The organism is Luteimonas mephitis DSM 12574 (assembly GCF_000422305.1).
GTDB classification, from domain to species: domain Bacteria; phylum Pseudomonadota; class Gammaproteobacteria; order Xanthomonadales; family Xanthomonadaceae; genus Luteimonas; species Luteimonas mephitis.
On sequence record NZ_KE383816.1, the window covers coordinates 473,280 to 485,885 of the forward strand.

Genomic DNA, 12,606 nt, shown 5'->3' on the forward strand with positions numbered 1-12,606 from the left:
CCGCCGATGCGATTGCACGACACCACCCTGGCACCGACCTTGCCGTTGGCTCGATGAACGTTTCCAGCGCCTCGCCGCGAAGGCTTACACGACCTTAACCACTGCTCGCGCGAATGCGGTTAGTCGACGATGCGATGGCGGTCATGCATTGGCACCTCCCCGGGCCAGGGCGTGGATTCTCCGGCGCCCGATGCCACCGCCGTGACGCCGCCACGCGCTGCGAGCGACTGAACACAACACAACCTTCACGCGCGCGCATGCGCCGCGACCATCCGCGCAAGCGCTCAGCCAGTCGGCAATGCGCGCATGCGCCGCACCAGCCCGATGCCGCTGACGAGGTAGTACGCCACCAGCAAGACGACCAGCCCGTACGTCAACGGGCTGGCCATGAGCGGCTGCGTCCCGGCGGCAGGCACCTCGAAGCGATACGCACGCCAGCCCAGTCGCGCGACCAGCAGCAGCGTGACTACCCCGCCGATCCAGGGATTGGAAACGTACCTGCGCACGCCGTCGACGACCCAGACGCGCATGTGCCGCAGCGCCAGCCATCCCAGCCCGGCGCCGGCCATGCCGCCGATCGCCAACGCGGGCAGAAGCCGATGCGCCGATCCACCAGCCACCAGCAGCCCGCATGCGAGCAGCGACAGCAGCGCGATGCGCAGCGCCGCGCGTTGCGGCCGATAGACCTGGTGCCCGAACTGGCGGCGGATACGCCGGTAATACAGCCAGCCAACACCGGCGGTGGCAAGCAGCGGCATGATCGCGGGAACGGGCATGGCGTGATCCTCCGGCAAGGCCAGTATGCCGCCGCGCGCCGCTGGCGCAGGTGCCGGAGGTCATCGCCGTCCGGGCTGCCTTGCGGTCAGGCGTCGTCTTCCGCACGCACGACGACGCCGGGCACGCCGTCGGCGTCCAGCGTCACGGACACCTGGATCGGCCGGCAGCAGACCTGGCAGTCCTCGATGTACTGCTGGTCGCCCGCCGAATCGTCGACGAACAGCACGATGGTTTCGCCGCAGTACGGGCAGTCGATATCGATGGCAGGCAGCATCCGGATGTCCTCTGGTTCGGGCCACGATGCATTGGCCACGACGCGCTGGTCGCAATGCCCGGGCGTGGTGCTAGTGTGCACCCCACTCGTCCCGACACGTGAACCGGAGCGCCGCCATGCCCCTTCGCCCCATGACTCTCCGCCTCAAGACGCCTCGCCTGCTTGCCCTCGCCTGCGTCGCCAGCCTCGGCCTCGTCGCCTGCAACCACGCGGGGCAGTCCGACACCGCCACGCCGATGGCTGGCGTCGCTTCCGCAGCTGCCACGGCCGCGCCCGCGGACCGCGACGCGCGCCCCTTCAACGCGACCGAAATCGCGAAGTTCAACGAGCCCTGGGCGATGGCCTTCCTGCCCGACGGCCGCCTGCTGGTGACCGAGAAGAAAGGCGCGCTGAAGCTGGTCGACCTTGCGACCGGCAAGACCGGCAACATCAAGGGCGTGCCCGAAGTCGACTACGGCGGCCAGGGCGGTTTCGGCGACGTCGCCCTGCATCCGCAGTTCGCCAGCAACCACCTTGTCTACGTGAGCTATGCCGAAGCCGGCGACGGCGACACCCGCGGCGCGGCGGTCGCGCGCGGCACGCTGGCGCTGGACGACAGCGGCGGCGGCACGCTGCAGGACATGAAGGTGATCTGGCGTCAGGTACCGAAGGTCGACGGCCGCGGCCACTACGGCCACCGCCTGCTGTTCGGCAAGGACGGCAAGCTGTGGATCAGTTCCAGCGAGCGGCAGAAGTTCGACCCGGCGCAGGACATGCAGTCCAACCTGGGCAAGATGATCCGGCTTGACGACGACGGCAGCGTGCCGGCCGACAATCCCTTCGCCGGCCAGGGCGGCGTGGCCGCGCAGGTGTGGTCGCTCGGCCATCGCAACCTGCTGGGCATCGACTTCGACGCCCAGGGGCGGCTGTGGGAAGTGGAGATGGGGCCGATGGGCGGCGACGAACTCAACCTCGTCGTGCGCGGCGGCAACTACGGCTATCCGATCGTCTCCAACGGCGACCACTACGACGGCCGCGTCATCCCCGACCACGACACGCGCCCGGAATTCAACGCGCCCAAGGCGTGGTGGACGCCGGTGATCTCGCCGTCGAGCCTGATGATCTATTCGGGCGCGATGTTCCCGGACTGGCAGGGCGACGGCTTCATCGGCGGGCTGTCGTCGCAGTCGCTGGTGCGGGTCGAGTTCGACGGCGACAGCGCGCGCGAGGCGCAGCGGTTCAACATGGGCCAGCGCATCCGCGCGGTGGAACAGGGGCCGGACGGCGCGATCTGGCTGCTCGGGGACGGCAAGGACGGGCGCCTGCTCAAGCTCACCCCGAACTGACGTTGCAGGCATGTCCGCGGGCACGTTCGCGTTGCGCGGGTAACGCGATCGCGCCCATGGGGCGCTCCTACAGGGCGGGGCGTTCGCGCTTGAAACCCATCGCCTCGCGATAGCGCTCGTACAGCGTGAGCACCTTGTCGATGTAGAGGCGGGTTTCGTCGTACGGCGGCACGCCCTTGTAGCGGGTCACGGTGCCGATGCCGGCGTTGTAGGCCGCGGCGGCCAGCGTGCGGTCGCCGTGGTAGCGGCGCAGCAGCGACTTCATGTAGCGCGCGCCGGCATTAATCGACTGCGCCGGCACGAACGGATCGGTGACGCCGTATTCGGTCGCGACCTCGGGCATCAGCTGCATCACGCCCTGCGCGCCCTTGGGCGAAACGGCGCTGGCGTCGAAACCGCTCTCGGCGTGGGCGATCGCGCGCAGCCACGCATCGTCGACGCCGGTCGCCTTCGCCGCGGCCTTGAACAGCTTGGCGTGCCGGTCCAGCCGCGGCTTGCCGACCTTGCCCAGGCCAGCGTGCGCCGGCTCGCCCGGCGGCGTGTGCATGGTGAACTTCAGGTACACGCGCGAACCGGGCAGGTTGCGGGTCGAGTACACCAGCCTGCCGTCCTGCTCGCGCTCGTAGAGGGTGCCGCTGAACACGCCCATCTCGCCCCACAGGTTGGGCGCCTGCACCGCGTTGTCATCGATCTGTTTCGCCACGCATTTCGAACCCGGCTCAGGCGCGGTGGCCAGGCTGACGGTGCCATCGCGCACGCAGCGGTAGACCGTGCGCGCCTGCGCCGCGGACGGCAGGCCGGCAAGCAGCGGAAGCAGCAGGAACCAGGCCATCGAGCGCATGCCGCGCAGTGTATGCCGATGTCGGCAACGCGACCGGAACGGCACGCCCTGCGGCACGCGCCGGTAACCGAAGCGGTGCGGGCGGTGACGCAGTCCGCGCCAGGACGACTGCGATGGAACGCGCGGCCACTCGTGTCGGGATGACGGCCGTCCACTGCGGCGATGGTCTTGCGGAACAGCCGCAGTGCGATGCAGGGCCGCGGCCTGCCGAAGCGTTGCTCCGCGCCCGCCCGTGGCGGAACAGTCCACCGGGCCGGCGGGAACTTCTGCGACCCCTCTTCATCGGATGCCCGGAAGGCGGAAGCACGCACCGTGGCGACAGATCGCTCGAACGCGCCCCACGCGACAGCTCGCACGACGACGCCGGCCAGCGGACTTCCAGATGCCGCCGTCTTTACACATGGACAGTTCGCGTGCCTGCGGGAAGCACGGACGATCGACTCGACGGAAAACCGGCACACGGCCACGGGACGGCCGCCCGAACAACGCATCGCGAACCACTGGGAGACAGCGCAATGAATACGATCAGCCCGAAATCCCGGAAACCCCTCCTGCCATGGATCCTGATGATCGGCGGACTGGTTCCGGGTCTGGCCGTTGCGGCAACGCCGGCGCAAACGTTCTACATCTACGGACAGGCACAGGTCCTCGAGGGCCACGCATCGTCCACCCCGTTCCCCGGGAGCCGCCTGCAGCTCGCCACGCCCTTCATCGGCCAGATGCGCGTCGACCCCGGCTTCACGGACCCTTCCTTCGGTCCGGTGGGGCGCGTGGCTTCGATCACGGTGAGCTTTCCGCTTCTGTCCGGCGTCCCGCCCTTCAGCGCGATCCTCACGCAAGGCCCCGAGATCAGCGGCATCACGCCGCTCAAGTACGACGTCACCCTGCGCAACGCGAAAGGCGAGCAGGTGCAGATCCAGTTCACGACCCTGCGATCGCCGGCCACCTATCCCGGCTTCGGCACGCCGGTGGGTTCGCTGGTCAATTTCGGCGGCGGCTCCTTCATGCAGGGCAGCAACAGCGGGCCTCTTGATGTCGGCTACGGCGACCAGCCGGTTTTCCTGCAGAACTTTCGCGGCCGGATCACCGCGTTCCCGCTGCGCCGCCAATAAGGCAGGCATGGCGAGGCATGCGTGACCGGCGGCCTGCATGTTCGCGAGCCTGCGCCTGCGCGCCGGCTGCGCGATCGGATTCGAACGCCGTCGACGCGAGGATTGGACCGTCGCGGCGCCACACACTTCGGAGGGTAAGGTGATGAAGCGGAAAACGAAGGTTCTCTCGGTGCTGATCGCCGGCAGCGTGTCGCTGTCGGTCGCTTCAGTCGGCGCGATCTACGCGGCGTCCCAGCCGGGCCAGCCACTGGACGCCCCGGCTCTGGTCAAGCAAGGCCAGCAGGTGTTCCGCTACGACACGTTCGGCGACGAGATCAAGTGGACCGACCAGCTGCGCATGCACGAGGTCATCCGCACGCAAGTCAGTCCGATCACGGCGTTGGCGGTCGGCCTGAAGCTCGATATCGAGGCGCTCCCCGATTCGGTGCAACAGGGCATCGTGGACGGGACCATCGACCTGGGCGACCCGGCCGTGACGGTTGCCCTGTTGAAGCTCAATGCGGTCGTCGGCCTCAAGGGCACCGTCGAGAACGTGGATGGCGTCGACACCCTGACCCGGGTCGGCACCACCTGCGCGCTGTGCCACTCGACCGTCGACGACTCGTTTGCACCGGGCATTGGCCACCGGCGCGATGGCTGGCCCAACCTGGACCTCAACCCCGGCGCGATCATCGCGCTGTCGCCGGCGCTTTCGGACGCGCAGAAGGCGCAGGCGAATTCGTGGGGGGCCGGCAAGTACGATCCGCGCTGGAACGTGGACGGCCTGAGCAATCCCGTCGTGATCCCGCCGGCCTACGGCCTGGCCGGGGTGAACAGCGTCGTCTTCACCGGCGACGGGCCCAACCTGTCGTACTGGAACCGCTACGTCGCGGTCACCCAGATGGGCGGGGAAGGCGTTTTCTCCGACCCGCGCGTCGGCACCCACCTGGATCCAGCGACCCCCGGGCTGTCATCCGACTGGCGCCCCGGCATGGTGGTTGCGAACGGCACGGACGACAAGGTGAGCGGCCTGCTGGCCGCGTTGCAGGCCTACCAGCTGTCGCTTCCCGCGCCGCGCCCGCCGGCTGCAAGCATCGATATCGCCCAGGCACAGCGCGGCAAGACCGTGTTCAAGACCGCGGGCTGCGCGAGCTGCCACAGCGGCGCGCATTTCACCGATGCCAACAAGCGGCTGCATCCGCCGTCGGCCTCCGTCGCAACGGACACGCTCTACGTGACGCGCTCGGCAACCGGGATGTACCGCACCACGCCGCTGCGCGGCCTGTGGCAGCACGCGCCGTACTTCCACGATGGCTCCGCCGCGACGCTTGCCGACGTCGTGGACACCTACAACACCAAGCAGAAGCTGCAGCTGACGGCCAGACAGAAGGGTGAACTGGTCGAGTACCTGAAGACGCTCTGACCCGGGCCGGGACACCGGATCGGCCGAAGGGCATTCGACGACGGCGCGGCGCCCCGGGAACACGTCCCGCGGGGCCGCGCCGTTCGTCGTGCATTTCCAGCACCGGCGAGTACGCGCCGGCCACGCGACGCACCGGCATGCGCCACCGCATCGCCGCCACCACCGTCGGCCGCGGCGATGAAGGACTGAAGATCGAAGCCGAACCGCAGCGACAGGCTTCGCAGGCGGCAACGGATGCGTCCGTGCCGGCCTGGCGCCGCTGCGTCGAGGCAAGCGCACTGCACCGACTGGCCCGCCGGCACCCGGGCCCGGGCATCGCCGCAGGCGGCGTCCCTGCGAACGCCGTTGCTCCGTGCGTCGCCATTGCCGGGCGTCGCGCGCCTACGGTTCGCGAACAACCAGCCGCATGTATGGCAATTCGGCGCGCGCAGCGGTGCCTGTCCGCATGCTCCATGCCTTGATCCGGCGTTCCGGTCGCCGTTTCCCCGCGTTCGTCGCATCCCGCTGCCACTGGCCCGGGGGCATCGCTATCCTCGCCCCATGACCTCCCTGCCGGCATCGCCATGACCGCCTTCTCCTTCGTCGCCCGCCACGTCCTGGCCTGGTGCGTGTTCTACCTGGTGGCGCTGATCCTGTGGTCGAACTTCGGCCTGCCGGAATTTCCGATCGTGCTGCTGTGGATGATCACGCTCGCCTTCGTGATCCCCGACGTGATCTCGCACATCCACCGCGTGGGCATGATCGTCGGGCGCAAGCCGACGCCCGAGCAGCTGCGCAACCGGCAGCGCCGGCAGATCGAGGTGCCCTTCCCCGCCGACGAGGCCTTCGGCCTGCTCGACGCCGCGCTGCGCGAACTGCCGCGCGCGGTCGACATCGAATCCGCGCCCGGCAGCCTGCGCGTGCGCGCCGGGGTCGAACGCCCCGATCCGTACGGCACGCACAACCGCTTCGACCCGATGCACTGGCTCGACCGCAAGCTCGGCGGCCGTTACGACGTGGTCGTCGCCACCGTGGCGCCCGGCGGCGACACGTCCAGCGTCACCCTGGCCTGCGAGCCGGAAAGCGCGGCCTGGACCGACTGGCTGCGCGTCGACCACGGCCGCAACCTGGAAACCACCGAGGCGATCACCCGCGCCATCACCCGTCGCATCGCCGAGCACCGTCGCGGCGAGAAGGCCGTGGTGCGCGACACCGCCAGCGCCAGGGAGCTGAGCGAGGCGAAGCTGAGCCTGCTCAACGCGCAGGTCGAGCCGCACTTCCTCTACAACACCCTGGCCAGCGCGCAGTTGTTGACGCGCAGCGACCCGGCGCGCGCCGACGCGATGCTCGGCCACCTGATCGCCTACCTGCGCCGCTCGCTGCCGCGCAACCTCGACGGCCAGTCGACGCTGGGCGAGGAGCTCGAACGCGCCAATGCCTACCTGGAGATCCTCAAGATCCGCATGGGCGCGCGGCTGTCGACCCAGGTCGACGTACCCGAGGCGCTGCACGCGCTGCCGTTCCCGTCGATGATGCTGCAGACGCTGGTCGAGAATGCGATCAAGCACGGCCTGGAGTCCAAGCCCGGCGGCGGCACCGTCTGGATCCGCGCGGCCAGCAGCGGCCAGGAAGTCTCGGTCACCGTCGCCGACGACGGCCGCGGCTTCAACGCCGAGAGCAGCGGCACCGGCATCGGCCTGAAGAACGTACGCGAACGCCTGCGCCTGGCCTACGGCAGCGCCGCGCGCTTCAGCATCGCCGCCAACTTCCCCAACGGCGTGGCCGCCACCATCACCCTGCCGGCCGGCAACGCACAGGAGCACGGCCATGTCGCCTGACACCGTCGCGGCTTCGAACCCGACCTGCGTCATCGCCGAGGACGAGGAGATCCTGCGCACCGCGCTGGAGTCGCTGCTGCGCGAGGCGTGGCCGGAGCTGTCGATCGTCGCCTCCTGCGACGACGGCGGCAGCGCGGTCGAGGCGATCGCCGAACACCAGCCCGACGTCGCCTTCCTCGACATCCGCATGCCCGGCCTGACCGGCCTGGAGGTCGCGTCGACTGCGGCCGAGGCCAGCCCGCTGACGCAGGTCGTGTTCGTGACCGCCTACGACCAGTACGCGATCGACGCCTTCGACAACGGCGCGGTCGACTACCTGCTCAAGCCGGTCTCGCGCGAACGCCTCGACGCGACGGTGCAGCGGCTGCGCGCGCGCGCGGCAGGCGCGCATCCCGATGCCGCCACACTGGCCGCGCTGATCCGGCGGCTCGATGCCACCCGCACGCCGGCGACCACGCCGCTGTCGTGGATCACCGCCAGCGCCGGCAAGGACACGCGCCTGATCCTGGTCGAGGACGTGGCCTACTTCCGCGCCGACAACAAGTACACGACGGTGATGACCGCCGAAGGCGAGTCGCTGCTGCGCACGCCGATCCGCGAACTGCTGGGCCTGCTCGACCCGGCGATGTTCAAGCAGGTGCACCGCTCGACCATCGTCAACCTCAAGGCGATCGCCTCGATCAGCCGCGACGACAGCGGCCGCGGCGCGATCCGGCTCAAGCAGCGGCCCGAAACGCTGGCGGTCAGCCAGCCGTTCATGGCGCTGTTCCGCAACATGTGACACGCACCCTGTGACACGCACGCCCTCCGGACGAACCACTCGACCGTGCCTTCCACGCTGTCGCGACATCCGCAAGGAGAACCCCATGCGCACCGCCATCGCCACCCTGCTCGCCACGTCGCTGTTGCTGCTGGCCGGCTGCAAGATCGAAGCCGGCACCACCACGATCACCAACGTGTCGATCGACGGCAAGGCGCAGAACGTGATGCGCTCCTACGTCAACGGCGGTGCCGGCGACTTCGAGTGCATCAAGAGCATCAGCGGCCACTGCCACTACCTGCTGTTCGTGCGCGAATGCGGCAACGACAAGGCTGCCGCCGCCGGCACGCGCTGCGGCATCCGCACCGTGCAGGCCTTCACCCTCGATGCGGGCACCTCCCGGCAGCTGGCCAACCTGCCGCCGAAGCTGAAGCAGTGCGTCAGCCACGACCGCGCGCCGTCCGCGCCCGATTGCCTGGCATCGCAAGGCTGATCACGTCGGCACGCTCCCGCCGACCGACCGTCCCGGCAGGACAAAAAAAAGCCCCGCGCAGGCGGGGCTTTTCCTTGCGACACGCGATCGCCTAGTCGCGATAGCCGCTGTCGTTGCTGTTGTGGATGATCCAGATCAGGTTGCCGCCGGTACCCATCGACTTGCCGGCGAACACCAGCCGGCCCTGGCCCTTGTAGGCCATCTCGTAGCGGTACTGGTCGCCGCCGAAGAAGAACGGGATGAACGCCTTGCCGGTGACATACGCGCCCTGATCGGTGGGCTCGCCGATCAGGTCGGTGACCTGCTTCATCGGCATGCCGATCTTGAGCTGGGTGAATTTGCTGCCGGGCGCCGGCTTGCCGGTGATCTCGCCTTCGTAGTCGTTGATGCCGACCACTTCCTCGCCCCAGCCGGCCTCGACCTGGGAGGAATTGACGACTTCACCCGCCTCGTTCATGCCCGGGCCGACGCCGGACTGCTTCTTCTTGGCCAGCGCCGACATCGGCGCGGCAGCCACCAGCGCCGACAGCGCGACCGCAAGCAATACATTCTTCTTCGACATACCTGAAATCTCCATGCTCAGTTGACCCCCATTCCTGTCATTCACGCCTCCCGCGAGCGTGGCGGTGGGGACTCCGCCACGAATCAAGACGCGGCGCACAGTGTCAACGGACACGCCGGCCGGCACAAGCACCTTTTGCCGCCGCCGCGGCGCGCTTGCCCCGCTTCCCGGCAACGCGGAAACGGCAGTGCCGCGTCGCCGAAGAGCGCTGCCGATGACTGCTGCCGATGCACGACGGGACGCCGCGGTCACCAGCCGACGCGGCAGCCGATGCCAGCGCATCGCAGGCGCAGGCGCGCCGCCAGGTGGCACGGGCAACGGCGCGACATGATAGGTTTCCGCGACTGCCACGCCTTGGAACCGCCCGATGCCCAGCCCGCAGGCCACGCCCCTGACGCCACCGCACGATGAGCCGGCCATGCGCCGCGCGGTCGGTCGCTGGCAGCTGTACGGGCTGTCGATCAACGACGTCATCGGCAGCGGCATCTACCTGCTGCCTGCCGCCGCCGCCGCGCTGCTGGGGCCGGCGAGCCTGTGGGCGGTGCTGCTGGCCGGCGCCGCGGTGGCGCTGCTGGTGCTGTGCTACGCGCAGGCGGCGAGCTACTTCGACCAGCCCGGCGGCGGCTACCTGTATGCACGCGAGGCGTTCGGGCCGTTCGTCGGCTTCGAGGTGGGCTGGATGCTGCTGATCACCCGCGTGGCGAGCGCGGCCGCGCTGTCCAATGGCCTGGCCGAGGCGGTGACGCACTTCTGGCCGCACGCGGCCAGCGGCGGGGTGCGGGTGGCGATCGTCACCGGATCGCTGGCGTTCCTCGTCGCGGTCAACGTGATCGGCGTGCGCGCCGCCGCGCGCACCGGCGTGTTCCTGGCAATCGCCAAGGTGCTGCCGCTGCTGATGTTCATCGGCATCGGCGCGATGTACGTCGACATGTCGCTGGCCACGCCGCTGGCCGGCCCGATTCCCCTGCGCGACCTGGGCGAAGCGGCGCTGCTGCTGCTGTTCGCCTATGCCGGCTTCGAGAACCTGCCGGCAGCGGCCGGCGAGTACCGCAACCCGCAGCGCGACGTGCCGTTCGCGATGCTGCTGATGATCGCCACGGTGACGCTGCTCTATTTCGCCGTGCAATGGGTGGCGCTCGGCACCCTGCCGGGCCTGGCGCTGTCGCAGACGCCGCTGGCGGATGCTTCGGCACGCTTCGGCGGCGCCTGGCTGGCGCTGGCGCTGACGGTGGGCGCGGCGGTGTCGATCCTGGGCACCAACAGCAACACCATCATGCTCGGGCCGCGCTACCTGCATGCGCTTGCGATGGACGGCTACGGCCCGCGCGCGCTGGCGCGCATCCATCCGCGCTTCCGCACGCCCGCGGTAGCGATCGTCACCGTCGGCGTGCTGTCGCTGCTGCTGGCACTGTCGGGTTCGTTCGTGCAGCTGGCGCTGCTGTCGGTGGTGGCGCGGCTGTGCACCTACATCGGCACGTCGGTGGCGGTGCTGGTGCTGCGCCGCCGCCATGGCCACCGCGAAGGCGCGCTGCACCTGCCCGGCGGGCCGCTGATCCCGGTCGCCGCGACGCTGCTGTCGATCGGCCTGCTGGCCAGCGCCACCGCGTGGAACCTGCTGGCCGGCGCGGTGGCGCTGGTGCTCGGTGCGATCGTGTTCACGTTCCGGCGCAAGGCGTAGGGAAAACCCGGACAGCTCGACCGTGCTCTCCATCCCCGCGCATGCGGGGATCCGGGGCCTTGCCCGCTGCTTCAAAGCCTGGCGTCCATGCATTCCCGCACGCGCGGGAACGATGGCGGTTTCCAGGCCATCCCTGCCCGTGCGGAAACGATGGCGGCTCTCCAGGCCATTGCGGGACGCCTGTCCCGCAACGGCCGGTGGATCACCGCGGCGGCACGTCGCCGGCGCGCTCGGCAATCGGGCGCGCGTACTGCACCAGCGACAGCAGGGTCTTGCCGGGCTCCTCGTTCATCACTTCGTGCGCGGAGTGCTCGAACCACACCAGCTGCTTCGAAGGTGCCTGCACGCGCTCGAACCATTCTGCGGCCAGGCTCGACGACACGTTGTAGTCGTAGCGGCCGAGCAACAGCAGCAGCGGGCAGTCCAGCCGCTGCACGCGGCCCATGTCCAGCGTCAGTGCTTCGGACAGCAGGCGGCTGACCGAGAAATCATTGGCCACCCAGATGCCGGCCACGTCCGCGTCGCGGTATTCGGGCGACAGCGCGATCGCCGCGCCCTCAGCCTCGCCGCCGCGGCGGTTGTGGACCATGCCGCCGTAGAAGTTCAGCCACTTGCGCTGCTTCATCAGGTCGGCCAGCGGCACCGGCGCATCGCCTTGCGCGTAGGGCGCGAGCGACTCGAGGTCGGCGATCGCCTCGGCGTTGCCGGCGCGCCTGGCCTGCTGCAACGTCCATGCCCAGCCGCGGCGCTCGCTTTCCGGCGCATCGGACACTTGCCCCATGCCGATGTAGGCATGCAGCCACTGCGGCTTCCGCCGTGCTAGCTCCAGCCCCAGATAACTGCCCCAGGAGTGGCCGAGGACGAACACCTTGTCCTTGCCGAACTCGCTGCGCAGCCACGCCACCATCTCGACCGCGTCCTCGACCATGCGCTCGCGCGTCATCGTCGGCGCGATCTTCGCCGGATCGTTCTCCACGTAGGTCTTGCCCGCCCCACGCTGGTCCCACTGCACGACGGTGAAGTATTCCTCCCAGCCACGCTGGAAGTACCAGCTGCTCGGCATCGCCACCCAGCCCGGACCGCCGTGCAGCATCAACAGCACCGGGTTGCGGCGGTCGTTGCCGCGGATCGACACCCACTGGTCGATGCCGCCGATGCGCACCTTCTCCAGTCGCTCGACGCCTTCGTCGGTGACGATGCGGCGCATGTCGGCGATGATCTTCGTCGCCTCGGCGCGGCTGGACGGTGCGACGACCGGCTCGGCCGCCCGGGTGGTGGCGGCGCATGCGGCCAGGCACAGCGCGAGCAGTGCGGCGGCGTGCCGCAGGGCGGGCGCGATTTCCATGGTCGACTCCTTGAAGTTCGGACGCGCATGCTAGCAACCTGGCGTCCGGACCGGACGAAGGGCCCCAACAGGTCACGATAGAACGCGGCCGCGGCGGCGACATTGTCGGTGGCGAGGTTGGCGACGATGCGCGTGACCTTCATGCCGACTCCGGTGCGATGCGTGTTGGCCCATGGTCGCATCGACGCCGGTGCCGCTGCGACTGAATCGCGCCCTGCAG

The 12,606-nt window shown here is 69.4% G+C and carries 12 protein-coding genes; 7 read left to right on the plus strand and 5 right to left on the minus strand.

What is annotated here, in order from left to right; genetic code table 11:
- Positions 1-284 precede the first annotated feature (284 nt).
- Positions 285-776: a CcdC protein domain-containing protein gene (locus tag H570_RS0112175; protein WP_027080979.1), complete on the minus strand. Its 492-nt coding sequence runs from the start codon at positions 774-776 to the stop codon at positions 285-287.
- Between the two features lie 86 nt (positions 777-862).
- On the minus strand, positions 863-1,051 hold the full coding sequence (locus tag H570_RS0112180) for a CPXCG motif-containing cysteine-rich protein (protein WP_027080980.1): 189 nt from the start codon (positions 1,049-1,051) through the stop codon (positions 863-865).
- A 131-nt stretch (positions 1,052-1,182) separates the two neighbouring features.
- On the opposite strand from H570_RS0112180, the gene H570_RS0112185 reads away from it, so the two are divergent.
- The gene (locus tag H570_RS0112185; RefSeq protein ID WP_036136061.1) at positions 1,183-2,376 is read left to right on the plus strand and encodes a PQQ-dependent sugar dehydrogenase; all 1,194 of its coding nucleotides are present in this window, start codon (positions 1,183-1,185) and stop codon (positions 2,374-2,376) included.
- A 67-nt stretch (positions 2,377-2,443) separates the two neighbouring features.
- On the opposite strand, the gene H570_RS0112190 is transcribed toward H570_RS0112185, so the two are convergent.
- Positions 2,444-3,208 carry a lytic transglycosylase domain-containing protein gene (locus H570_RS0112190; protein WP_245559594.1) on the minus strand — a complete coding sequence of 255 codons (765 nt, stop codon included), beginning with the start codon at positions 3,206-3,208 and terminating at the stop codon, positions 2,444-2,446.
- A gap of 524 nt (positions 3,209-3,732) precedes the next feature.
- Here H570_RS0112190 and H570_RS0112195 point away from each other — a divergent pair.
- The 5 genes from H570_RS0112195 to H570_RS18315 all read left to right on the plus strand — a co-directional run bounded on the left by H570_RS0112195 (position 3,733) and on the right by H570_RS18315 (position 8,801).
- A complete protein-coding gene (locus tag H570_RS0112195) occupies positions 3,733-4,329 on the plus strand; it encodes a hypothetical protein (protein ID WP_211219110.1) in 597 nt (198 codons plus the stop codon).
- A gap of 142 nt (positions 4,330-4,471) precedes the next feature.
- A complete protein-coding gene (locus H570_RS0112200; RefSeq protein ID WP_027080984.1) occupies positions 4,472-5,731 on the plus strand; it encodes a c-type cytochrome in 1,260 nt (419 codons plus the stop codon).
- A gap of 563 nt (positions 5,732-6,294) precedes the next feature.
- Complete coding sequence (locus H570_RS0112205; protein WP_027080985.1) at positions 6,295-7,548, plus strand: sensor histidine kinase; 1,254 nt, start codon at positions 6,295-6,297, stop codon at positions 7,546-7,548.
- A complete protein-coding gene (locus H570_RS0112210; RefSeq protein ID WP_051176359.1) occupies positions 7,538-8,329 on the plus strand; it encodes a LytR/AlgR family response regulator transcription factor in 792 nt (263 codons plus the stop codon). The genes H570_RS0112205 and H570_RS0112210 overlap by 11 nt, the downstream gene beginning before the upstream one ends.
- Positions 8,330-8,414: 85 nt before the next feature.
- Complete coding sequence (locus H570_RS18315; RefSeq protein WP_051176360.1) at positions 8,415-8,801, plus strand: hypothetical protein; 387 nt, start codon at positions 8,415-8,417, stop codon at positions 8,799-8,801.
- Between the two features lie 91 nt (positions 8,802-8,892).
- Here H570_RS18315 and H570_RS0112220 read toward each other — a convergent pair whose 3' ends face one another.
- Complete coding sequence (locus H570_RS0112220) at positions 8,893-9,321, minus strand: hypothetical protein (protein WP_417472268.1); 429 nt, start codon at positions 9,319-9,321, stop codon at positions 8,893-8,895.
- Positions 9,322-9,730: 409 nt separating this feature from the next.
- Between H570_RS0112220 and H570_RS0112225 the strand changes: the two genes are divergently transcribed.
- Complete coding sequence (locus H570_RS0112225) at positions 9,731-11,041, plus strand: APC family permease (RefSeq protein WP_051176361.1); 1,311 nt, start codon at positions 9,731-9,733, stop codon at positions 11,039-11,041.
- A gap of 202 nt (positions 11,042-11,243) precedes the next feature.
- On the opposite strand, the gene H570_RS0112230 is transcribed toward H570_RS0112225, so the two are convergent.
- Positions 11,244-12,386 carry an alpha/beta hydrolase gene (locus H570_RS0112230; protein WP_051176362.1) on the minus strand — a complete coding sequence of 381 codons (1,143 nt, stop codon included), beginning with the start codon at positions 12,384-12,386 and terminating at the stop codon, positions 11,244-11,246.
- Between the last annotated feature and the right edge of the window lie 220 nt (positions 12,387-12,606).

Coding starts and splice junctions, on each gene's coding strand:
- H570_RS0112230 (WP_051176362.1), bottom strand. CDS start 12,386: ATGGAAATCGCGCCCGCCCTGCGGCACGCCGCCGCACTGCTCGCGCTG.
- H570_RS0112175 (WP_027080979.1), bottom strand. CDS start 776: ATGCCCGTTCCCGCGATCATGCCGCTGCTTGCCACCGCCGGTGTTGGC.
- H570_RS18315 (WP_051176360.1), top strand. CDS start 8,415: ATGCGCACCGCCATCGCCACCCTGCTCGCCACGTCGCTGTTGCTGCTG.
- H570_RS0112180 (WP_027080980.1), bottom strand. CDS start 1,051: ATGCTGCCTGCCATCGATATCGACTGCCCGTACTGCGGCGAAACCATC.
- H570_RS0112190 (WP_245559594.1), bottom strand. CDS start 3,208: ATGGCCTGGTTCCTGCTGCTTCCGCTGCTTGCCGGCCTGCCGTCCGCG.
- H570_RS0112205 (WP_027080985.1), top strand. CDS start 6,295: ATGACCGCCTTCTCCTTCGTCGCCCGCCACGTCCTGGCCTGGTGCGTG.
- H570_RS0112195 (WP_211219110.1), top strand. CDS start 3,733: ATGAATACGATCAGCCCGAAATCCCGGAAACCCCTCCTGCCATGGATC.
- H570_RS0112225 (WP_051176361.1), top strand. CDS start 9,731: ATGCCCAGCCCGCAGGCCACGCCCCTGACGCCACCGCACGATGAGCCG.
- H570_RS0112210 (WP_051176359.1), top strand. CDS start 7,538: ATGTCGCCTGACACCGTCGCGGCTTCGAACCCGACCTGCGTCATCGCC.
- H570_RS0112185 (WP_036136061.1), top strand. CDS start 1,183: ATGACTCTCCGCCTCAAGACGCCTCGCCTGCTTGCCCTCGCCTGCGTC.
- H570_RS0112200 (WP_027080984.1), top strand. CDS start 4,472: ATGAAGCGGAAAACGAAGGTTCTCTCGGTGCTGATCGCCGGCAGCGTG.